General features: G+C 49.6%; 18 protein-coding genes. 9 read left to right on the forward strand and 9 right to left on the reverse strand.

What is annotated here, in order from left to right:
* The first annotated feature begins 132 nt into the window (after window positions 1-132).
* The 3 genes from Q4E93_RS11095 (at window position 133) to Q4E93_RS11105 (ending at window position 2,761) form a co-directional block, all read left to right on the forward strand.
* The gene (locus Q4E93_RS11095; protein WP_303585159.1) at window positions 133-918 is read left to right on the forward strand and encodes an alpha/beta hydrolase; all 786 of its coding nucleotides are present in this window, start codon (window positions 133-135) and stop codon (window positions 916-918) included.
* Window positions 919-985: 67 nt separating this feature from the next.
* On the forward strand, window positions 986-1,969 hold the full coding sequence (locus Q4E93_RS11100; RefSeq protein WP_303585162.1) for an alpha/beta fold hydrolase: 984 nt from the start codon (window positions 986-988) through the stop codon (window positions 1,967-1,969).
* Window positions 1,970-1,993: 24 nt separating this feature from the next.
* Entirely contained in the window at window positions 1,994-2,761 is a 768-nt protein-coding gene (locus tag Q4E93_RS11105) for an alpha/beta hydrolase (RefSeq protein ID WP_303585164.1), read from the forward strand.
* Window positions 2,762-2,770: 9 nt separating this feature from the next.
* Here Q4E93_RS11105 and Q4E93_RS11110 read toward each other — a convergent pair whose 3' ends face one another.
* From Q4E93_RS11110 to Q4E93_RS11125, 4 genes are all read right to left on the reverse strand, one after another.
* Complete coding sequence (locus tag Q4E93_RS11110) at window positions 2,771-3,457, reverse strand: LysE family transporter (RefSeq protein ID WP_303585166.1); 687 nt, start codon at window positions 3,455-3,457, stop codon at window positions 2,771-2,773.
* Entirely contained in the window at window positions 3,454-5,220 is a 1,767-nt protein-coding gene (locus Q4E93_RS11115) for an NRDE family protein (protein ID WP_303585168.1), read from the reverse strand. Before Q4E93_RS11115 ends, Q4E93_RS11110 begins: the two co-directional genes overlap by 4 nt.
* Window positions 5,208-5,708 (reverse strand): hypothetical protein, encoded by a 501-nt coding sequence (locus tag Q4E93_RS11120; protein WP_303585169.1) that lies wholly within the window; start codon window positions 5,706-5,708, stop codon window positions 5,208-5,210. The genes Q4E93_RS11115 and Q4E93_RS11120 overlap by 13 nt, the downstream gene beginning before the upstream one ends.
* A 179-nt stretch (window positions 5,709-5,887) precedes the next feature.
* A complete protein-coding gene (locus tag Q4E93_RS11125) occupies window positions 5,888-6,586 on the reverse strand; it encodes an alpha/beta fold hydrolase (protein WP_303585171.1) in 699 nt (232 codons plus the stop codon).
* A 173-nt stretch (window positions 6,587-6,759) separates the two neighbouring features.
* Here Q4E93_RS11125 and Q4E93_RS11130 point away from each other — a divergent pair, with 173 nt between their 5' ends.
* Window positions 6,760-6,996 (forward strand): peroxiredoxin family protein, encoded by a 237-nt coding sequence (locus Q4E93_RS11130; RefSeq protein WP_303585173.1) that lies wholly within the window; start codon window positions 6,760-6,762, stop codon window positions 6,994-6,996.
* A 130-nt stretch (window positions 6,997-7,126) separates the two neighbouring features.
* Window positions 7,127-9,979: a beta-galactosidase GalA gene (gene galA, locus Q4E93_RS11135; protein WP_303585175.1), complete on the forward strand. Its 2,853-nt coding sequence runs from the start codon at window positions 7,127-7,129 to the stop codon at window positions 9,977-9,979.
* A gap of 438 nt (window positions 9,980-10,417) precedes the next feature.
* Here the strand turns inward: galA and Q4E93_RS11140 are convergent, their stop codons facing one another.
* The 4 genes from Q4E93_RS11140 to Q4E93_RS11155 all read right to left on the reverse strand — a co-directional run bounded on the left by Q4E93_RS11140 (window position 10,418) and on the right by Q4E93_RS11155 (window position 14,123).
* A complete protein-coding gene (locus tag Q4E93_RS11140; protein ID WP_303585176.1) occupies window positions 10,418-11,587 on the reverse strand; it encodes a TIGR03118 family protein in 1,170 nt (389 codons plus the stop codon).
* Between the two features lie 230 nt (window positions 11,588-11,817).
* The gene (locus tag Q4E93_RS11145) at window positions 11,818-12,096 is read right to left on the reverse strand and encodes a hypothetical protein (protein ID WP_303585177.1); all 279 of its coding nucleotides are present in this window, start codon (window positions 12,094-12,096) and stop codon (window positions 11,818-11,820) included.
* A 46-nt stretch (window positions 12,097-12,142) separates the two neighbouring features.
* A complete protein-coding gene (locus tag Q4E93_RS11150; protein ID WP_303585179.1) occupies window positions 12,143-12,574 on the reverse strand; it encodes a cupin domain-containing protein in 432 nt (143 codons plus the stop codon).
* A gap of 91 nt (window positions 12,575-12,665) precedes the next feature.
* Window positions 12,666-14,123: a hypothetical protein gene (locus Q4E93_RS11155; protein ID WP_303585181.1), complete on the reverse strand. Its 1,458-nt coding sequence runs from the start codon at window positions 14,121-14,123 to the stop codon at window positions 12,666-12,668.
* 388 nt (window positions 14,124-14,511) lie between these two features.
* Here Q4E93_RS11155 and Q4E93_RS11160 point away from each other — a divergent pair, with 388 nt between their 5' ends.
* Window positions 14,512-15,300, forward strand: coding sequence for an alpha/beta hydrolase (locus Q4E93_RS11160; RefSeq protein WP_303585183.1), 789 nt, complete (start codon window positions 14,512-14,514; stop codon window positions 15,298-15,300).
* Between the two features lie 124 nt (window positions 15,301-15,424).
* Here the strand turns inward: Q4E93_RS11160 and Q4E93_RS11165 are convergent, their stop codons facing one another.
* Window positions 15,425-16,195 (reverse strand): SDR family oxidoreductase, encoded by a 771-nt coding sequence (locus Q4E93_RS11165; RefSeq protein WP_303585184.1) that lies wholly within the window; start codon window positions 16,193-16,195, stop codon window positions 15,425-15,427.
* Between the two features lie 345 nt (window positions 16,196-16,540).
* Here Q4E93_RS11165 and Q4E93_RS11170 point away from each other — a divergent pair, with 345 nt between their 5' ends.
* From Q4E93_RS11170 to Q4E93_RS11180, 3 genes are all read left to right on the forward strand, one after another.
* On the forward strand, window positions 16,541-17,500 hold the full coding sequence (locus Q4E93_RS11170) for an MBL fold metallo-hydrolase (protein ID WP_303585186.1): 960 nt from the start codon (window positions 16,541-16,543) through the stop codon (window positions 17,498-17,500).
* 167 nt (window positions 17,501-17,667) lie between these two features.
* On the forward strand, window positions 17,668-20,436 hold the full coding sequence (locus tag Q4E93_RS11175) for a sigma 54-interacting transcriptional regulator (protein ID WP_303585188.1): 2,769 nt from the start codon (window positions 17,668-17,670) through the stop codon (window positions 20,434-20,436).
* 98 nt (window positions 20,437-20,534) lie between these two features.
* Complete coding sequence (locus Q4E93_RS11180) at window positions 20,535-21,917, forward strand: sigma-54-dependent transcriptional regulator (protein ID WP_303585190.1); 1,383 nt, start codon at window positions 20,535-20,537, stop codon at window positions 21,915-21,917.
* The last annotated feature ends 152 nt before the right edge of the window (window positions 21,918-22,069 follow it).

Genomic DNA, 22,069 nt, shown 5'->3' on the forward strand with positions numbered 1-22,069 from the left:
TATTTCACGGTTTCGTTAATCCCATTGCGAAATATCACGGCCCGGTCGGGTATTTATTTAATAATGTATTGATATTTAGATGCTTATAAAAATGGCGTATTAATTGACACATGATTGCCATAAGCGGAACTTATGGGAAAAAGTCAGTCAAAGACAGTTGTGTTTATCACCGGCGCGTTTGTTCATCATAGTTGCTGGGATGAATGGAAGACCTATTTTGAAAGTAAGGGTTACCAAACAGTGGCGCCTCCGTGGCCGCATAAAAACGCTTCGGCCGAGACATTGCGTAATAGCCATCCCAACAACGAAATTGCATCCAACCGGCTGCCGGCATTAACTGATTACTATGATAATATTGTGAGGCAACTTCCTGAAAAGCCGATATTGATTGGGCATTCTATCGGCGGGCTGATCGTTCAACTCTTATTGCAAAGAGGATTGGGCTTTTCAGGGGTTGCCATTCACCCGGTACCGCCGCAGGGAATAATTACTTTCAAATTTTCTTTTTTGAAAGCAGGCTGGGGACCTCTTGGTTTTTTTACTTCGGTAAGAAAATCATTCCTTATGTCTTTCAGCCAATGGAAATATGCCTTTACAAATGGGATGGATTGCGATGCTCAAAAAGAAGCGTATTACAAATTTGCCATACCCGAGTCAAAGCTAATTGTAAGGGATACAATAACCAGCGCTGCTAAAGTACACTTCGAAAATCCTCATGCCCCGTTGCTATTGACTTCCGGCAGTGATGATCATACGATACCCCCCTCGTTGAATTACGCAAATTATAAAAAATATAAGAAAAGCAATTCGGTTACCGATTATAAAGAATTCAAAGGCAGGAATCATTTTGTCTTAGGCCAGCAAACCTGGAAAGAAGACGCCGATTATATATTGGACTGGATTCGCAACCTGCCGTAATGGTACCGCGGCTGTATTCTGGTCATTAACATTAAACTTCACCATAAATTTCAAAACAATTCTGATCATGAAAAAACTGATACTGGGACTTTTTGTTGCAAGCTTTTTACTGGCAGCCTGCAACAATGAACCAAAAGACGCAAGTCCGGCGGCAGAGACCAAGGCGGACTCAGCCCACAACGTTTCGACCACTCAGCCGGCATCCCCCCCGCCAAATTTTAAACATGCCAGTGCGAAAATAAACGGTATAGATGTTCACTATGTGATCGGCGGATCGGGCGAACCGCTTGTCTTATTGCATGGCTTTGGTCAGAACTGGTATATGTGGAACCGCCTGCTGCCTGAGTTCTCCAAACATTTTACGGTGATAGCCCCTGACCTTCCGGGTCTTGGAGAGTCAGGCAAGCCGGATAGCGGCTATGATAAAAAGACGCTGGCTGCCTACATACATGGGCTTGTAAAACAACTGGGATACGACCACATAAATCTGGCTGGCCATGATATTGGCCTGATGGTCGCCTATGCCTATGCAGCTCAATTTTCAGCCGAGGTAAAAAAACTGGCGTTGATGGATGCATTGCTTCCGGGCATTGAGCCGGTGTGGAGCCAGGTTAAATCCTCTGCCTGGTGGTTTGGTTTCTTTTCCTTTCCGGCATCCGGAGAATTGGTAGCCGGGAGAGAGCGTTTATTTCTTACCAACTTCTGGCCGGTGGTTGGCCGCGTAAAAGACCCGTTCACACCCGAAGAGGTCAATGAGTTCGTAAGGGCTTATTCAGTAAAAGGGGCCACAGCAGGTACTTTTCACTGGTTTGGCGCTTTTGAGCAGGATGCAAAGGATAACAAAACGTTTATGAAAAACAAATTGAAAATGCCTTTGCTGGCAATGGGAGGTGAGTATTTCGGCGCCGGTTTTTTGGTGGATCACTGCAAATTGGTTGCAGAGAATGTGAAAGGCTCCAATATCAAAGGTTCAGGACATTGGGTCGTACAAGAGAATACATCACAGGTGCAAAAAGATCTACTCGATTTTTTCCTGGACAAAAAAAATTAACATATACCTAATAAAATGAAGTTTATGAAAAAGCTTATTTATTCTTCTTTAATATTTTTTTCACTCTTAAATATTTCGGTTATGTCATACGCACAAACTGTGACGGGCATCAAAAATATCGTGATTGTTCACGGGGCTTTTGCCGACGGATCCGGCTGGCAAGGCGTATATGAAATACTTACAAAAAGAGGTTACCAGGTCACTATTGTCCAAAATCCTTTAACCTCCTTAAATGATGACGTTGCTGCTACCAACAGAATACTTGATAAACAGGATGGTCCAGTGGTGTTGGTTGGGCACTCCTGGGGCGGATCGGTAATAACGCAAGCGGGCGTTCATTCCAAAGTGGCAGCGCTGGTGTATGTAGCTGCTTTTGTCCCGGACGTAAACGAAACCACATTTGATCTTATCAAGACTGCCCCGCCTGCCCCGGAGAACGGTATTCTTCCGCCAGATGAAAAGGGATTTGTGTATTATGACAAACAAAAGTTTCATGCGGGTTTTGCTGCTGACCTTCCTAAAGAAAAAGCAGATTTTATGTTTGCTTCCCAGGGGCCTATTGCCGCTCAATCGTTTGTTACCCCATTGACCCAGGCAGCCTGGAAAACCAGGCCGTCTTATGCTATTGTCTCAGCTGAGGATAAAAGCATTAATCCTGATATTTTGCGATTCATGTACAAAAGAGCGGGTGCAAAAATTACGGAGTTGCATGGTAGTCATGCTATTTTTATTTCGAAGGCTAAAGAGGTGGCCGACATAATTGAAATTGCCGCAAAAGGCACAAAATCCTGAGACTTTCTTTCACCGCACCTTTTCATCACGCCGGCATGCCTTTAGCGCTTTTTGCATTTGAAAGAGCCCGGTTCCAAGAAGGGCGATCCCCACCAGCCAGTTAAAAATATTTTGATTCGCACGCAGGGAATAGATCAGCAAATGTCCTGCGGTCCCATAGACCATGAAGGCAAAGGAAGTACCGGCGCCAATGGCGATCACATAAGCATTGTAATCCCCCCTCGTGTCGGAGAGCAGTCCCTTTGCTTTCAGTACCGCCGTCCATCCCATCCAGAAGGGAAGGTGTAATGGATTGAGCAAGCTCAACACCAGGCCCGACACAAAAGGTGCGTGTCCTGCAAAGGGAACGACCATCGCCGCCTTTCGCATATGCCAGGCAGCTTCCAGGCTAATGAATGCAACCAGCAGTATGACGATTCCGGCCAGTACGCGGAACCATTTTACGAGATGGGTCATGCCCGCCAGGCGTTTTACAGTGACCAACGCTATACGGACCATGCTTACTTCTATGAGGATGGCTCCCAGGCCAAAAAGGATAGCTCCCCCGACATCGCCATTGATCACCAGATCGGTGACGCCCACATTAAGGGTGCCTACCGGTAAAGAACCGGTAAAGCTGATTAAAAAGGCATATGCAGACAGCCTGAAAGGCTTTCCGGCCGGTGGGGCGGCGGATAGATATGGGACATCGTTCATGTGATGAGCTTTTCGTAGCGGTTGTAATCTCTCAACATCTTCAGCCCTTCGAATGTACTCATCTGAGCAAGCCCCTTCTTCCGGGCGTTGGCCCGGCTGATGTCATATAACAATCGCCAGTGCCGGAAGATCTCTTTCCAGGCGAAGAATAGGGAATGCCGGGGATCATACATATGCGTTGGCTCACTGCCCGCACCATTTAGCTCGATGACGGAGAACTTTCGGCCTTCGCATAGTTCTTCCCAGCTTTCGAATTTAACATCCAGCCTGCCAAAGTAAAATCCCGGGATCTGGCGGCAAAGCTCGTCGATCCGCTCTTCCAGGGCAGGGGTGATCCTGTCACTCCAGTCCAGGAATTTTGCCCCCCGGCTGTGGTTCCCATAGGGCACCAGCAGGCGCTCCTCTCCAGGCGAAGGTATCTGCTGAAGAAAGTCGCCATAGACGGCCCGCAACGCCGGCAACTGCAACACATGACGGTCATTTTTTCGCAGCAGCGCCTCCACCGTCGATACCCCGTCACCTGTTATGGTCAGCATCTCTTTGCCTACGATGCCGGAAATACGCCCTTTAGGCTCTCCGGGATATCGATAATAGAAGATCCCGGCTTCCTGGGGATAATCGATATATTCCTGCAGCAGGAAATCCACTTTGCTCCGGGCGCTGTATACGTACAGGTCACATTCATCCCGGAGCAGGCTCACCTGCATGCCCCGCTGCCCGATGTCCGGCTTGGCGATGAGCGGAAAATCCAATCCCTGTTCCGCCAGGGTTCGGCGGATCCCGATCACGGGCCGGCGCTTGGGACAATAGACAGTTTTGGGATAGGAGCCTTCCGGCATCAGGTCGTAGATCTGTTGCTTGGACTCCATCAGGAACCCGGCGTTGGTGATAGAAGGGTTCGCCGTACTAAAGAAAAAGAAGCTTCTGGCCTTGCAGCTCAGCCAGGCCCAATAAAGAAACGCCGGCGCGTAAATGACGGCAAATGGCCAGTATTCCCAGGATGTCAGCCGGATGCGGGTCCGCCGCAGGAAACCCGCACGGCTTACTTTATTATTGGCGACGCTTATTCCCGCCTCATATCGCCTGTCGGTCTGCAGGTCTACATAATGGATGCTGCCCGCCCCAGCTCCGATGCGAATGGAAGTAATGCTGACGGTGGAGATCCTTCCCTGCGGGTCGATAACGAGTCCCGCCCCTGGCGCGCTCACCGCGACAGACCGGTGGAAGTCCAGGATGCTCTCCGTGTCGATGCGGGAAGCTGTTTCGTGCCATTGTCTGAACAGCTGCTGCCGGCATTTTGCGGCTTCCTCATCATATAAGGTGGCGGAAGACCAGATATGCGGGACATTATGACCTTGAAGGACAATATGCTTTCTCCGTCCGTCCCAACGGCATTCGAACAACTGTCCCCTTGTGAAAAGCACCAGTGTAAAGGGTTCGATCCCTTCCAATGCTTCGGCTCTGAAGGCTTGCACCGGGTCGGTTGCGCGGACGATCTCCAGGAAAACAATACCCCGGCTCCGCCGGTAGGCCATTGCCCGGTGATGTTTGACAAAAGCCCCATTCAGCAACACGCCAACATCCCCGCTGTTCTTCAGGGTAATCCAGCTGCCACCCGCCTCGCCATCTTTGGGAAAAAGCAGTTGGCTCCCGTCTGCATCAGCCTGGCAGGGGAAAACGGCGGGGGCACGTCCAGACCGTTCGTCCCGGTTGGAAGTCAGATAAATGCCGCCGGTGGTGGGTATAAAGGTTACTGTGCACATGTCTGTCGGAATTGTATGGTGGAAGCAGCAACGCCGAACTGCGCAGGCAATGTGATCTCGGCCACAGCGGCGATGCCGATCCGCAGCAGGGCCATGTGGTGCACCATGTGTTCGATGTTATAAAGCAATTCCCGGGAATAATTGGTGCGGATGGCAAAGGGCTCGGGATCCCCGGGCGTAAGATGAGCTATCAGTATCAGATCTTTGTCCGGCCGGTCCACCGCAAGTGCTGTCGCCGACAGCTGGCGGATGGCGTGCGACAGGCTTATTTCCAGCAGATGGCTCCGGCTGCGCCGGTCATAATTGACGGTGCCGCTGTCATATCCTTTATCCAGTTCCTGAAAGAATTCAAGGATGTGCCGGACATGCTGTCCGATGGTCGCCGTTGATAGCAGGTCGATAGGAGCAGTGTATTGATGGTCCGTGAGGGGCTCCAGTGCTTCCTGCAATTGCCGGAGTAGCTGCTGGATGGGGTATTTTAAATGCATAACAAGGTTTTTTGTTTATTTTTTTGCGTTTTCTAATTTTGCCACCTCCGGTAAAGACATTAATACGGCTTTGATCTCAGCGAAATGCGCCCAGGGGATAAAATGATTGGCGCCCCGAAGAATGGTGGCCGTAATTTTCCGGGCGTGAATGAGCTTGTTTTTCAAGAAATCGACATTACTCACCGGCACCAACGGATCCTTATCGCCATGCACGATCCAGACGGGACACGTGATCTTCTCCAATTCGGGCTCCATCTTTTTTGGTCGGATTTTAAATACCAGAGTTCTTCATTGGCGGGGCGCATGGCGCCGGGAACCCAGTAATTGAGGGGCGTTCTAAAGAGCAGGGGCCGCCATTTTTCCGGATCTTCCAGGTAGGGCGAAACCGAAGCTGCCAGCAACACCAGTCCCGAGAATACGCCCGGATAATCCATAGCCAGCCTGATCACCAGGGGACCTCCCATGGAATGTCCTACGGCATAAATGGGCTTCCCATTTTTTATTTGCTGTAAAGCCGGACCTATCAATCCGGATTGTCCTTCCAGATCCCTGGCCTTCCCAAAACTGCTGAAACCGAAGCCCGGTCGGTCTATGGATACCATCCGGAATTTCTCCAGCAGGTCTTTATCCTGCATGTACTGTTCAAATGCGTTCCAGCTGCCCGGCGAGCCGTGCACAAAAAGAAGGGTAGGACACGTGTCCTTCCCTGTTTGGACATAATGCATGGCATACCCTTCCACCCGGTAAGTATGGATGAATAGTGACACGCCCTTCTGCCCAAAGCTTCGCTGTGCAGCAGGATCCTCCGTCCTGAATTTCAGGGCAAACTGCGCGAAAACCAGCCAAGCTACCGGAATAATTAACAGCAGTGTTAACATCGTCCTACCTTTTGATTTTCGCTTGTTCATGATATCCTGCAAAATAAGTAACTCCCTTACACTCTATTTGTCGGGTACTTTACTTAACCCTTACAAATGATTGTCTTTTTTGAGCAATAAATTACGCGGCGGGAATGCCAGTATCTCTGAAGGATTTCAGAAGGAAATAGGTTTTGGTTGACTTCTGGGCCAGTTGGTGTGGTCCCTGCCGTGCTGGAAACCCGAACGTTGTGGCGATGTACATTAAGTACAAGGATAGGAATTTTACAGTTCTGAGTGTGTCGCTCGATCAGCCCGGAGGTAAAAAAGCCTGGCTGGATGAAGATCCACAAGATCACTTGGCTTGGACCCATGTCTCCGATCTTCAGTTCTGGAACAATGCGGTGGCGAAACTCTACGGGGCTAATTGATACTATTTTAGCAAAATGTAAACGGATAATTTCACACCTGATGTTTTTTTAGAAAGCTGGGTTTATAACATTTATTTTTAGCGGCATATTATAAACCCGGTTCCCAAAATTAGTACTTATTAAATTCTATATGAAAACATCAGGCTTTTTGCTGCTGATATTTATTTGTCCGTTAATTGTAGTCGCACAAACGACTGGCAGCAGGCAATACTCAAGAGCGCATATTTGTATAGACACCGGCTGGCGATTCGCCTATGGCCATCCGTTTGATGCCGCTAAAGATTTTAACAACGGCACGGGCTATTTCTCCTATTTTGCCAAAGCGGGCTATGGTGATGGTGCCGCCGCCGCTGATTTTGATGACAGGCCCTGGCGTAAGCTCGATTTACCCCATGACTGGGCGGCCGAACTTGGTTTTAGCGAAAAAGGTAGCTATAGCCATGGATTTAAAGCCCTGGGTCGAAACTTCCCGGATAATAGCGTGGGTTGGTACCGGAAAAAGCTTAATATACCACAGCAGGATTATGGGCGGCATATCAGCATTGCATTTGATGGTGTTTTCCGTAACTCTGCCGTTTGGGTAAATGGACATTACCTGGGGACCGAGCTAAGCGGCTATAACGGTTTTGAATATGATATTACCCAACTTTTAAACTACGGCGGCGATAATACCATTGCCGTAAGGGTAGATGCTACTATGGAAGAAGGCTGGTTTTATGAGGGGGCTGGCATTTACAGGCACGTGTGGCTCAATAAAACCTCGCCCCTGCATGTTGCAGCCAATGGTACATTTGTGAGCAGCAGTGTTGTTAATAATAAGACGCTGTTAACGATTAAGACCGATATAAGCAATTACGACACCGGGGCAGGTAATTTTGCCATTGTACAAAAAGTTTATGATCGTGAAGGTCATTTGCTGGCTACCCAACAAACGGATGGCCATTCTCTGCAACCTTTTGAATCGGGCGAATACAGCAGTCAACTGGAAGTATCTCACCCTACATTATGGTCGGTTGATACGCCTTACCTGCACCGGTTGGTTACTGCCATTTTGGTAAACAATGTGCCCGTTGATGAATATGTAACGCGTTTTGGCATACGTACCCTGCGTTTTGATGCCAACACCGGGTTTTACCTAAACGGTAAAAGGCTCGAAATAAAAGGCACCAATAATCACCAGGAGCACGCGGGCGTTGGAACAGCTATACCCGACGAACTGCAATACTATAGAATAGCCCGTTTAAAGGAAATGGGCAGCAACGCTTACCGCTGCTCGCATAATCCGCCCGCGCCCCAATTGCTGGATGCCTGCGACAGTTTGGGTATGCTGGTGATTGACGAAAATCGCCTCATGGGCATAGACGAGTACCACCTGGTTAATCTGAAAAAAATGATTGACCGCGACCGTAACCATCCAAGTGTGATCAGTTGGTCGGTAGGTAACGAGGAGTGGGGGATTGAAAACTCGGAAACCGGTGCACGTATTGCATCAACCATGCAGGCCTTTGTAAAAAGCCTGGACACCACACGGGCGGTGACCGCAGCCTTTAGCGGCGGCTGGGGGAAGGGCTTATCAGCTGTGATGGATGTTATAGGCTTTAACTACATAGCACAGGAAAACCCGGATGCGCAGCACCAGAAATATCCTGAACAAAAAGGCTGGGGGACCGAGGAAGGATCTACTTTTGCTACCCGTGGTGTTTATTTTAGTAACGATTCACTCCACTACAAATCGGCTTATGATGCCAAGCCCAGGCCCAATGCCTATAGCATTGAAGAGGGCTGGAATTACTATGCCAAACGGCCTTTTTTAGCGGGCATGTTCATCTGGACGGGCTTTGATTACCGTGGCGAGCCTACCCCCTATAGCTGGCCATCTATTGGATCCTATTTTGGGATGCTCGATCAGTGCGGATTTCCCAAGGACGATGCCTGGTACCTGCAGGCCTGGTGGGGCGGCAAGCCGGTGCTGCACCTTTTGCCGCACTGGAACTGGAAAGGCAAAGAGAACCAACCTATAAATGTATGGGCCTACAGCAACTGTGAAGAAGTGGAATTGTTTTTAAACGGCAAAGCCCAGGGCAAAAAAACAATGGTCAAAAACGGGCACCTGGAATGGACGGTTCCCTACACCCCCGGTACGTTAAAAGCCATCGGCTACACCGGCGGTAAGCAGGTATTAACTGAAACCATACAAACTACCGGTGCCCCGGAAGGCATCGCCCTTGAAGCCCATAAAAACGCCCTGAAAGCCGATGGAGAGGATATCGCTGTCATTAAAGTGTGCCTGGTGGATAGAAAGGGACTGCCCGTACCTGATGCCGGTAACGAAGTGGATTTTAGGCTGGAAGGCCCCGGCAGGATCATTGGAGTGGGCAACGGCAATCCCACCTCGCTTGAACCCGATAAATATATGGATACGATTGTAAATATGCCTGTTGAGGACTTGAAAGAGTTGCCTATACCGGACACTATCGCCAAAAGCGAAACAGCCGAAACCTTTGACGACAAGGGCTGGAAAAAGGCGTTTACAAATATTGAAGATACCAGCGTAAAAGCCTGGGTCTATCGCGGCAGCATTAATTTAACTGATGATCTAACGCGTTTGCCGCTCACCTTTTATTATAAAAGCATCGGCCGTAAGCAGTCGGTATATTTCAATGGTCATTTGTTGGCCGCCAATGTTGATTATCATAAAGACCAGGATGTGTTTAGCATCAGTAAGGCCTTTTTAAAGCCAGGGAAAAACAGCATTGTTATTGTTGCCTTGCCCACAAAAAAGATACATCCGTGGGATAACCTTAACAAGGACCCGGGCGTAATTCAGTTTAAAGCGCCCGCCACTGCCTGGAAAAGAAAGCTATTTAATGGCCTGGCTCAGGTCATTGTTCAATCGGACGGAAGCCATACAGGGAACATCACCTTAACTGCTACTTCAGCTGGTTTAAAGGGGAAAAGCCTTATTATTAACACCAGTAAATAGTAGCCGAGGGAGGTCTTGCCCTCATTTGAATGCCGCTGACTATAAATTTTGAGGGCGGAAGGCAATAAAATAAGCAATATCCTTAACGCCCAGTAAGTTTACCGATCAGATACCCAAACCCAGCTTGCCATTATTTGGCGGGGCTGGGTATTCTCTCCATCTTTGTTCTGTCAAAAGCAACGGACACGTACCCGAATCCAATATCCGAAAAATCCGACACCCCCACAGCTTTTCCAGCTGCCCTACACCCGGCCCGTTTGCCGACTTTATGAAAACACAGATCCAATTTTTCTCTGGAAAACCTCTGGCTAGCCCTGGAGGTTTTTTCCTTTTTTAAAGTCGCGCAATTTTCTGGCGTTGATCGCAGTGGCTTCCTATTTCACATTTCCGGGAAATCTTTGAGTGGTTCCCAAGAATTCATGCCTTCGGCGTGAACCATTAATGCTTAATGAGATACCCAAAAACACCGTCTGTTTCACTGGCAGGACCTGCTGAGAAGTACAGCCTGCCTGGATCGGTGGTGCCTGCAGGGGGGAAGGACAGCGACCACAGTCCTTCGATCACGATCGGCTGTTTGTGTGATTGAAGCTGACCGAGATAGTCTCCATTGGGGGTAAATACGTTGATGTGTCCATCTCCAAAATTGCCAACCAGGATCACTGGAGATTTGCGGTCGAGGGCGCCGTTCTGGCTAGCAGTGAGGTTACCGTAGCCGCCATGTCCTTCACCCCTATTATCTACATCTTTATCTTCAAGGAAGGAGGCCGGCGCCATTGTCACGCCCCAGGGAGCGTTCAGGGTGCCACGGCTTGCCAATCTCTTTACGAATTGTCCATCGGTCAGGAATATGCTTACAAAACCAAAACCTGCGCCGGCCACGGGATGCCCGTCCGATCCCAATTTGGCGTAGACGACGTAGATCGAATCACCGATGGCCTGGACGTTATAAGGAGAGTAGTCCTGTGGCAACGTGGGGTCCCGGAAGGCCAAACCGTCTGGCTTAAACGCCGTATCCCACGCGTCGATCCTCTTCAGTTCAAAATTAGCGCCATATACAAAATTACGTCCGTTAAAGGTGCCGATAGTCAAACCGGTATAGCTGCTGCTGGAGGGGTGATGGATAAATTTGGCATTGTTGCCGGAAGCCGCATTCCAGGCTGACAGTACGCCATCAAAGCCGGTGAAAGCGAACAGGGAAGCTCCACCGCCATTCGGCAGTTTGAAGCCTTTGCCCGCGGTGAAGACGACGCCGCAGGGAAATCCCTGCGCGGAATCCGCTATATTATTGGAGGAAGGGATATTCACGGCCTTTACTTTTACACCTTCCACGCTATAGAGCTCACTGACATGACCACCTACGGAGTTCACCCAGGCAGTGCCGCTCGAAGACCAGGCGACGCCAAAGCCATTGATGAGGGTAGGGTCCAGCGGCTGGACGGGATGATATTTTGCTTTGTTGGCTACAAGGTTGATCACATCGAAATCCCGCAGGGGCTTATCATCGACATGACCTTTTCGACAGCTAAAAGACAGTATTGCAGCCGTTGCCATTAACAGAGAGCTCGCACCAGATCTCCATCCTACAGCCGTTAATTTTTTCGTGTACATTAGGAAGTTTTAAATGTTGTTTGGTAATGCTTTCGCAAACCTACATTCTCTTCCGGCCCGTTCGGACCGGTAACTTCCTAGTGGTAAATCCTGACTTCCGAGTGGCGGCTCCCTTTTGGGCAAAACGGAATGTTTGACCATGCCCCAAAGAAAAAACCCGGCAAATTCAATACTTTGCTGGGTTCTAACTTCTTTTGATATGTCCTTTTGTGACATTGGGATACATTTCATTACTCATTGTAAGAGCCGTCCGACCCCAAATTCAGAAGTCCGCCCCGACCTTCTATATCAAGACTCGCATTCGGCATCACCGAGCCCACCGCGCTGCGACCCATGGCGGCCGCGGCTATCGCCGAGGATTTTCTCTTTCTTTTCGCTGGTTTGGGCGACGCGCCGGCCGCTGTCGATGCTGCAATCCCTCCTTGCTCAGAAGGCAGCGTTTCGGTTGAACCCACCACAGGCTCCAAATTTTCTGTACTCTTGGTTTCCTTTTCGATTTCGTTTATCATAAATTTAATTTTAGAGGATTAAATGTTGCTCCATTCGCAGCCTACCCTACGGCGCCACCACCTCCAGCAATGGCTTACCCTTCTCCACCACATAGGTGGCCAGTTCACTTGCCTTGCTCTTCCCGGTATTTTTAGCGGAATGAGGCGTTCCGCTGGGAATGAAAAGTACTTGCCCGGGGTGTAACGTGACGGCCGGCCGGCCTTCAACTTCGTATTCCAGCGATCCTTCGAGTACATAGATGATCTCTTCCCCAGGATGCCGGTGTTTGGCGGCGGTCGCTCCTGGCGCGAAATCGACCCGGACCTGCACGGTTTCCCAACCGGTGATGCTGAGATCGTGCCGCTGAAGATCGATGCGGGTGATGGGCTGGGTTGCAGCCGGCGCCTGTGCATAGGCAATGGCCGGAATAAGCGAAAGCGCGGTAGCGATTAGCCGTACGAAGGGATTGCTGCGTTGTTGTAGATGGATGGTTGGCATAGGTGAAAAATTTAAATGAAACATGATTAAATGCATGGCGGTCGTAAAAGTTCGAAAAAGAAAAATTTAAAAGAACAAGTCCCGGCAATATTCATAAAAACACCTGCGTCGAAAGGACAAAGGTTCCTTTGGAGTCTGCTTGCCGGTGATCAACGACGATCGGCCGGGTCTGATATTTAATTGAAATTCTGGCGTGATGACCGTCCAGGTAGATATTGCCGCCGGCACTCCACCAGGTAAATTTGGCACTCCCGTATCGGTCAAACTGCTGAAAACTGTATTCGGCAAAGGGTTGCAACCGGACAGCATCTGTCCTTAGCAGCGTTTTAGGCAGCAGCAGACCTGCCTGGGTGAACCAGGAGGATCCAGTGCCGATGATCGGCGCGAGATTGCCGAAACCTGCTTGCGAAACGGCGCCGGCATAGCCCTTGGCAGGACCTACATTCTCGTTAATGATCGAACCGTTCCTCAGATAGTTGGGGCCAAAATCATCGTGGTAGTAGACGGTGTAACCCGTAATAGCCCAATTTTTCCGTGCGCCGCCGAATGGGATATCCGCAAATAGATCGGTCGCCCAAATGGCAATATCATGTTTTATAAGGGGAGACGAACTCGTATTGTCGGCCTGGGTTGACGTCCCATCGGCCGAGTAGTAGTAGCCGGCCCCGATATTCAGGACTTTCCTGGTGCCTACATAGGTCCCGGTGGTATAAGGGACCAGACTATTCTCCTGTTCGAAGATATCCCAGGAGGCGTAGCCGGTAGTCGACAATTTGCCTTCGGCATTGTTGTCAACCGCATAGTTCATTTCGGGGGAGTTTGCCGGATAGGCAATGGGTGGATTAACGACCGTGAATGGCTTGTTGATGGCCCAGCGATACGGCACCGGACCGATCTTGCCTTTAATGTATACGCCAACCTGCCGACCTAACTGATCGGAATTGTCTATCAAGGGCCAGTTATAAAGCGGTGCATCGATTGCCAAAAAGTTGAAAGAACTAAGCGAACTCATTCTGCTAATCCCAACCCAATAATGCAAACCGGTCCCGATGTACAACGACACGAAATTCGGCTTCCTGGTGGTGAAGTCATTGTCCGGAACAACGGTGAATTCATTCCATAGCTCGTGAACATAGATTGAAGGCTTTTTACCCAGGGTTCCGGCAAAACCAGGTCCCCCATTGCCGGTATTTCCTCCGCCCGCCGCCCCGCCGCTCGAAAAGGTCTGGTTGTCCATACCTACGGTGGCCAGTATAAGATAGCGCGGACTAAGCTGTGTATAGACGGCAAACCGGAACTGCCGTACACTGAAATCGAACATATTTTTCCTGGGGATGCCATTCACCGCTGTCCCGGGGTTGAGGTCGGTATAGCGGGCCATAAAATCACTCCAGATCAGAAATCGGATGTATTTTTTTCCCGTGCTGTCCAGCTTGATGGACATGCCATCCTGATAAGTGGGTGAACCGCCCTGGCCGTAGATATTGGTGATGAGGGTTGTCATCAGGACCAATGTGCAAAAGGTAAATATTTTTTTTGAAAGAGCCATAAAAGTAGATTTAGCATCTGTTGATAATCGATGGCTATCAGAAAAGAATGCCAATTCTTAATTCAAACACAGTTAATGAATTACATAAAGGCTCGTGAAAGAGAACTGGTGATATTCCGTTACATAGGGCGGCCTAAGTGATATATCAATAATTCGTTCGTTCACTAACTGATGGGGCAGATTTCGCTCGCGATCTTTTGGATATCCCGCCGCATCCGTCAAAGTCTGCTATTAAGTCGGCACCTCGTAGCGGTGATATTTAGATAATCGTCCTGGCAAATCGCGGCATATCGTCGTTTTATGGAACGATGATCCAGCCGGATCAATTGGATATAAACAAATTAAAAGTTGGTATCCAATTGGAAGGAACGAAATAAAAATATTTAAAATGAAAGCAGTAAAATGTTTCCAAAGGTCGGCCACCAAAGTTATACTTTGCACGTTGGCCTGCAGCCTGTGCCTGTCCGTTACAACGCCGGCCCAGACAACTGTTGTTAAGAACGTCGTCATTGTTCATGGCGCGTTTGCCGATGCCTCCGGATGGCAGCAGGTATACGCGGAACTGACAAAGCATGGGTATGCAGTTACCCTTGTGCAAAACCCTTGTACCTCGCTGAAGGCCGATGTGGAGGCAACAAACGTCGCCCTGGACAAGATGAGCGGTCCGGTAATCCTGGTCGGTCATTCCTGGGGCGGTACCGTCATCACGGAGGCCGGCTTGCATGAAAGGGTGGCCGCGCTAGTGTACGTGAACGGCTTTCAACCGGAAGTTGGAGAAAATACGGTGAAGCTCGCGTCGAGCGCTCCGGCCAAGCCTGAAAATGGCCTGCTGCCGCCCGACGAGAAGGGTAACATCTTTTACGACGAAGCAAAATTTCACGCTGGCTTTTGCGCTGATGTCAGTCAGGAGACGGCTGATTTTATGTATGCCTCCTCCGGATACATCCCTGCGGCGGCCTTTGAGACGCCGGTTACACAGGCAGCGTGGAAAAGCAAGCCGACCTTTGGCATTTCGTCGAACGGCGACAAAAGTATTAATCCTATCATTACGCTCAGTGGATACAAAAGATCCCATAGCATCGTTACGCAAATAGACGGCAGCCACGTAGTTTTCATGACTCATCCCAAAGAAGTAGCCGCTGTTATCATGGAGGCGGCAAAGACGGTCAGCAAGTGATGCTTAACAAACGGATATTTCGTCCAGCCGCCAGCGCTGGGTAGCAAAAAAAAGGGCCGATCCAGTCGGCCCATTTAATTGATCCGTCTTTGGCGGACACTTACAGACAAGCAGCATGTAATTCCTATACTTGCGCCTGGCCGCCGTCCACGAAGATTTCGCTTCCGGTCATGTAGGTACTATCGTCCGATGCCAGGAAGACAGCTACCGCAGCAATCTCCTCCGGATCGCCAACCCGCGATAACGGCGACTGATCACAGAAGCTTTGCAACGCTTGTTGTTGAGCGCCGGTTGTATCGAGCAGATTCAGCAGGCCAGGCGTGGTGGTTGCACCGGGAGAAAGCACGTTTACCCGAAAGGTTGTTCCCTGAAGGTCCAGAGCCCAGCTCCGGGCGAAATTTCTGATCGCGGCCTTGGTGGCGCTGTAAACACTGAAGGCGGCGGTTCCCTTTGCCCCCGTCGACGAACCCGTCAGAATGATCGATGCGCCTGGCGCCAGCAGCGGAAGGGCTTTTTGAACGGTAAAAAGGGTTCCTTTCACATTGACGTTGAAGGTCCGCTCAAATCCTTCTTCTGTAATATGCCCCAGTGGCTCGAGGGTGCCCAGGCCGGCGTTGGCAAAGACGATGTCCAGGTGATTGTGGTTGGATCGAATGACGGAATAGATGCGGTCAAGATCCGACAGGTTGCTTATGTCCCCCCGGATAGCCGTCACGTTGTCGCCAATAGAGGCAACTGCTTCATCCAACTGTTCCTGGCGACGGCCGGTGATGTAAACATAGGCTCCTTCGGCGACGAATCGTTTAGCGCTGGCCAGGCCGATACCACTGTTGCCACCGGTTATTAGCGCAACTTTACCGTGTAGTCTACCTGCGGGTTTTAATACGTTCTTCATGATTGTTTGTGTTTTTGACTTATCACTCAGCATTAAACTATTGTACCAAGAGTCAAGTATTTGTATCGCAGGAATTTATGCTCAGTGGTCAATGGATGAAGGCACGGAATAGCGCAAGCCGCCGACCAGTTGTTGAAATCCCGACAATCAGGAAGATCGCCGGTGCATTCACCCCCTTTGACCTTACCTTTTCCCTCCCTGGTATTCATTGCTATTTCAACGCTGCCTTTAAAAATGGCGAAATGTCGATGAGTGCGGATAGCGATAATAAGCGCAAATGCCCGTGCCATAAGAAGTTAGCTGTTGGCATAAAATTGCGCTTGATCTCATCCTAAATCAACAATCATGTACACCAACAGCAACAATTTAAGCCGACGTAATTTTCTGGCAACCGCTGGCCTGCTGACTGCCGGCTCGCTTCTGTTTCGCACCCGCTTGTTCGGACAGGATCAAGGAGATGGGCCGGTTCAACAAATCAACAGGGCCGCTGCTACCGCGAAAATCAATGTTACCAAGCTGAGGGGTAATATTTACATGGTCGAAGGATCTGGCGGGAACATTGCCGTATTAAATGGTCCGGATGGAATGCTTCTGATAGACGCAGGCATAGACGTGTCAAAAGAACATGTGATGACAGCGCTAAAGTCCATCAGTAACCAACCCGTTAAAATGCTGATCAATAGTCATTGGCATTTCGACCACACCAGCGGTAATGTGTGGATGCACGAGGCCGGCGCCACGATTCTATCCCAGGATGTAACCCGGGATCATTTATCGACAAAGCTATACCAACCGGAATGGAATTACACCTTCCAGCCCTTACCAAAGGGTGGAATACCGACCATTGTTTACAAAGACGAATACAAAAAAGAATTCAACGGCGAGAAAATTCACGTGAAGACCTACAAACCGGCGCACACGGATGGCGACTCCTCGATCTACTTTCCCCACGCGGATATTTTGCATGTCGCCGATACCTTCTGGAATGCATACTATCCCTTTATCGACTATGCTACGGGCGGGAGCATAAATGGTATGGTTGCCGCCGCCGCCCATAACGTCGCACAAACCACCAACCACACGATCGTTATCCCTGGCCACGGGACCATCGGCAACCGGGATCAGCTGATCCAGTTCCATGATATGCTTGCCACCGTTCGGGAACGCGTTTTCCAACTGAAAAAGCAAGGCCGAACGCTGAAAGAAGTCGTAGCAGCCAAACCGACCGCGTCCTTTGATCCCAAATTCGGCAACTACGTCATAAAAGGGGACTTCTTTACCAGATTGGTCTATGCCGGCGTTTAAATGGCGGAAGCGCCCGATTCAATGGTTAGCGACATATCATTAATGGAGAAGGCGGGATTAGCGACATGTCGCTAATCTCCCGGCCTTTTATAAGCGTCGATAAGTGATATTCAATATTGTACGTGTCCGGCATTGGCTTTGCCATGTTATCGCTAAACAGAGGCTATATGTCGACGAACTCCAAAATGGCTGGCCTGAACGAACGCAAGAACAACGATCTCTCCGCTTTGATCAATGACTACGCTGACTATATGCAGGGCCTCGAACAGCGATTTAACGAGGCGATCAAACGATTAGCCACCGATGAGACCGCCCAACCCGACGAAGAAGAGAAGGCCATCCTCCTGGACCTGAGTACCGAAATAGCGGCGGCCAGGAACAGGGAGAGCCTGTTCGACACCGTTCATTCAAAACTGGCTGCGTTCTTTGATATCGAGGGCTTAACACTCATTTTCACCGGTTCTGAAGAGAGGATATTCGAGATCCATGCGTTTGAAAAAGTACGGACGGCGGGCCAGGTTCAGCTGGGTACCTATACGACAAAAGTACCTGACACCATCCTGGGCCATATTCTGCGGGATCTGACGATGGTTTCCGGGTCGCTTTGTTTCGAAACCGCGCTATACGCGTCGCGGTTTCCGGAAGTGGATTTTTTTAACACCTGGCTGTCAAAAGGCTGGCGAAACTTCGCGATCGTCTCTTTACAGGTGAGCGAAGAGGTATTAGGATATCTTCTTCTGCATATGTTCCCGCAGACGGTAAGTTCCCTGCGCACGAATCTGCTGAAAGGGGTGAGCGCCCAGTTGTCGGTCGGTCTCTCCAATATCAATAGGATAGAGGAGACGTTGCGCAGAAAAAGCGAAATGGAATTGTTGCTGGTTATCAACACAGGACTGGCCTCCGTCAGGGGAGCGGAGGAGCTGGCAGATTTTATCAGAAATACGTTCAAAAAACTGTTTGGATGCAGCCATACCATGATCGCGGTATGTAATGAAGATGGCCTTACGCTGGATGCCTTCCTTCTGGACGAAGATGCAAAGGCGAAGATCCGGGTTTCCCACCTGAGCTTTCGGGACTGTCCCAACAGGCCGGATGACGCGGTTTTGGGCCTGGCAAGATCCACCAATATGCCGTTGGTATTCGATCTTCATGAGCTTGCGGCACAGGACAATCCGCCATTGTATGTAACCATCAACGACGATTTGCAGCAAAAAGCGCTTTTGGTCATACGTCTGGCAAAGGCAGACGATGTGGTGGGATTTTGGTTCATCTATTTTAGGGACAAGCAGATCATCACCGCCGAAAAAATGACATTGATCCAAAGTCTTTCCCATCAGCTTTGCATATCCGTTGCCAATATCTCCGCCAACCTGGAGATAAAAAAAAGGGAAAGTGAAAAAGAACGGTTACTGAAATTCAGCAACGCGATCGCACCAGTCCGGGACAAAGTGACCCTTTCCCAAATCCTGAAAACGCAGCTATTCGAACTATTTGGGATTGAGAATTATGTCATTCATACATTCGATCCGGGAAAAAAGGCGGGTTTTCCGCTCTTGTTTAGTGACGACACCGGCGACGGCTCCGGGCAGGATACGGGTCTGGCGTCCCTGAAGGTCTTTCCGGATGGCCTGCTGGATGGCATTTCGCCGGCTGACGGTCCCGTAAGCTACACGGTCGGTGCCGACGGGGTCTCGCTGCTTGACGATCGTTTGGCTGAAAGGCCGGGAACCTCCCGCGTCGCCATGGTTATTTCCCTGGGTTCCGACGGCATTGCCGTCCTGAATTTCGTTCACCCGGACTTTCGGAAGATAAAGCAACAGGAAGCGCTAATGCGAAGCATTTGTTCGCAGATCTCGATCGCTGTCTCCAATATTATCGCAAATGAGACAGTAAACCAACAACTGGTAGAAATCCGTCGATACAAGCAGCAGCTGGAAGAGGAGACGATCTACCTAAAGGAAGAGATCAAAGTCAATCAGAACTATTCTGAGATCATTGGGGATAGCCAGGCGATACATAAGACCTTTCATTTGGTAGCACAGGTTGCACCATCTGACACGACCGTTTTGATCCTGGGAGAAACGGGAACCGGCAAAGAGTTGGTGGCACGTGCCATTCACAACAATTCGCCGAGAAAAAGCAAACTGATGGTTAAGGTCAATTGCGCAGCCCTGCCTGCCAACTTGATCGAGAGCGAATTGTTTGGTCACGAACGAGGCAGCTTCACCGGCGCTACCGATAAGAGGGTTGGAAAGTTTGAATTGGCCAATAATGGAACCCTGTTCCTGGATGAGATCGGTGAAATGCCCCTCGAATTACAAGTCAAACTTTTACGGGCGCTGCAGGAAAAGGAAATTGAACGGGTGGGCGGCAGGGGCACTATTAAGGTGGATGTTCGGATCATCGCGGCAACCAATCGAGACCTCGAGAAGGAGGTGGACGCCGGTCGCTTCCGTGGCGATCTTTATTACCGGCTGAATGTTTTCCCTATCGAATTAGCCGCCTTACGCGATCGAAAGGAAGATATCCCTGTATTGGCCGCGCATTTTATACAACTCTATTCCAAAAAGACCGGTCGTCAGATTACTACTTTAGGTAGCAGAGCGCTCCAGGAAATGATGCAGTACAGCTGGCCGGGCAACATTCGGGAACTGGAACATCTGGTGGAACGCAGCATTCTGTTGACAACAGGCCGTACGCTAAAACAAATTCATCTTCCGACCAACAAGGTGGTTCCGGCAGCAATCGATGGCTCCGCCGATGGCTCGTTAAAAACAATTGATGAAAACGAGCGCGATCATATTCTGAAAGTCCTGAAACATTGCCAGGGCAGAATTTCCGGGGCAGGAGGGGCGGCGGCCATTTTAGGGGTACCCCCAAGCACACTGAACTCAAGGATGAAGCGGCTGGGTATTAAAAGAGAACATTTCGCCTGATGGTCGATTGTGTTATTTTTCTTTGAACAACGTCGAAAATTTACTTATCTTATGACAGCCGATCACCGGTAACATTTATTTGGAGAAAACCATATGAAGTGAACACCAGAGTATTGATAGTTGAAGATGAATTCATCGAGGCCAATAATTTACAAGAAATTTTGGAAGTAGCCGGCTATATGGTAACCGGCATTGCCCGTTCGGTATCCACTGCGCTGAATCTTATCGATAAGCTGCGGCCGGACATCGTTATGCTGGATATACAATTACAGGGTAATCTGACGGGTATCGATCTGGCCGTGAAACTTCGCGGTATGAAAATCCCCTTTTTGTACTTGTCCGCTAACTCGAATAAATCCATACTTGACGCAGCCAAGGCAACCCAGCCTTATGGATTTCTGGTCAAGCCCTTTCGATCGAAAGACGTACTGGTAATGCTCGATGTCGCCTTGTACCTGCATAAACAAGCGGAGGAAGCGGTGAAACGAAAGGAGACGTTGGCAAGAAGCCCTTTGGCTGCCAGTGGGCAGCCGCTGAAGGAAATTATTGGCGGCAGCGCTGTCATGGCCGATGTCCTTAATAACGTGAGAATTGTTAGCCAGTCCGATACAGCTGTGCTGATCCTCGGTGAAAGCGGCACCGGCAAGGAGCTGATCGCTCAAGCGATCCACCGCCTTTCCAATCGCAAGGATAAAGCCCTGATCGTTGTCAACTGTGCAGCATTGCCCGGCAATTTAATCGAATCAGAGCTATTTGGTCATGAAAAAGGGTCTTTCACAGGGGCGTTTACCAGGAGGATCGGAAAGTTTGAACAAGCTGACGGCGGGACTATTTTCCTTGATGAAGTGGGAGAGTTGCCGCTCGATTTGCAGGTCAAGTTCCTGCGCGTCTTGCAGGAAAAAGAGATTGAAAGGGTGGGCGGTACTACCCGGATGGTGGATGTTCGCATCATTGCAGCTACGAATCGGAACCTTGAGGAAGAAATCAGTAAGAATCGGTTCCGGCTGGATTTGTATTACCGCTTAAATATCTTTCCTATCGTCCTTCCGCCTCTGCGCGAGCGGCAGAGCGACATATTGCCTCTCGCTCACTATTTTCTAAAGAAATACGCCAGCAAGCGGGGAAAGGAAATCACAGGATTTTCAGATGAGGTGATAAATATGTTACGCGCTTATAGCTGGCCGGGCAATGTGCGTGAGCTGGAAAATATAATTGAAAGGAGCGTGTTACTTGCCATGGGCTCGCTCATCACCAATTTGGCGCTGCCGAAAGACAAGGCGAAAGACGTCCCCTTAGTGGACGAAAACCGCGTGAAGACTATTGAAGAAAATGAGCGTGACCACATTGTCTCCATACTAATGAAATGTGGATGGAAAGTCTATGGCGAAGGTGGCGCAGCTGAACTGCTGGATATCAATGTTTCCACGCTAAACTCCAGGATGAAGAAATTGGGCATCGAGAAGAAGAACTACATGAAATAGCAGGTGTCGCCCTTTCGTTAGCGACATATGAACAATGGGGCGGCGGAAGATGACATATCGCTGGCCTTCATCTCCGGTCTGCGGTATAATAGTCTGACATACAATTAGTTAGATAATGGCATTCCATTAGTTATGTATTGTTGACTCATCGA

Source organism: Flavitalea plasmicola (assembly GCF_030546645.1).
Lineage (GTDB): Bacteria > Bacteroidota > Bacteroidia > Chitinophagales > Chitinophagaceae > Puia.

Excerpts from the sequence above, each read along its gene's own strand:
- Q4E93_RS11095 (WP_303585159.1), top strand. The coding sequence starts at position 133 with ATGGGAAAAAGTCAGTCAAAGACAGTTGTGTTTATCACCGGCGCGTTT.
- Q4E93_RS11100 (WP_303585162.1), top strand. The coding sequence starts at position 986 with ATGAAAAAACTGATACTGGGACTTTTTGTTGCAAGCTTTTTACTGGCA.
- Q4E93_RS11105 (WP_303585164.1), top strand. The coding sequence starts at position 1,994 with ATGAAAAAGCTTATTTATTCTTCTTTAATATTTTTTTCACTCTTAAAT.
- Q4E93_RS11110 (WP_303585166.1), bottom strand. The coding sequence starts at position 3,457 with ATGAACGATGTCCCATATCTATCCGCCGCCCCACCGGCCGGAAAGCCT.
- Q4E93_RS11115 (WP_303585168.1), bottom strand. The coding sequence starts at position 5,220 with ATGTGCACAGTAACCTTTATACCCACCACCGGCGGCATTTATCTGACT.
- Q4E93_RS11120 (WP_303585169.1), bottom strand. The coding sequence starts at position 5,708 with ATGCATTTAAAATACCCCATCCAGCAGCTACTCCGGCAATTGCAGGAA.
- Q4E93_RS11125 (WP_303585171.1), bottom strand. The coding sequence starts at position 6,586 with ATGTTAACACTGCTGTTAATTATTCCGGTAGCTTGGCTGGTTTTCGCG.
- galA (WP_303585175.1), top strand. The coding sequence starts at position 7,127 with ATGAAAACATCAGGCTTTTTGCTGCTGATATTTATTTGTCCGTTAATT.
- Q4E93_RS11140 (WP_303585176.1), bottom strand. The coding sequence starts at position 11,587 with ATGTACACGAAAAAATTAACGGCTGTAGGATGGAGATCTGGTGCGAGC.
- Q4E93_RS11145 (WP_303585177.1), bottom strand. The coding sequence starts at position 12,096 with ATGATAAACGAAATCGAAAAGGAAACCAAGAGTACAGAAAATTTGGAG.
- Q4E93_RS11150 (WP_303585179.1), bottom strand. The coding sequence starts at position 12,574 with ATGCCAACCATCCATCTACAACAACGCAGCAATCCCTTCGTACGGCTA.
- Q4E93_RS11155 (WP_303585181.1), bottom strand. The coding sequence starts at position 14,123 with ATGGCTCTTTCAAAAAAAATATTTACCTTTTGCACATTGGTCCTGATG.
- Q4E93_RS11160 (WP_303585183.1), top strand. The coding sequence starts at position 14,512 with ATGAAAGCAGTAAAATGTTTCCAAAGGTCGGCCACCAAAGTTATACTT.
- Q4E93_RS11165 (WP_303585184.1), bottom strand. The coding sequence starts at position 16,195 with ATGAAGAACGTATTAAAACCCGCAGGTAGACTACACGGTAAAGTTGCG.
- Q4E93_RS11170 (WP_303585186.1), top strand. The coding sequence starts at position 16,541 with ATGTACACCAACAGCAACAATTTAAGCCGACGTAATTTTCTGGCAACC.
- Q4E93_RS11175 (WP_303585188.1), top strand. The coding sequence starts at position 17,668 with ATGTCGACGAACTCCAAAATGGCTGGCCTGAACGAACGCAAGAACAAC.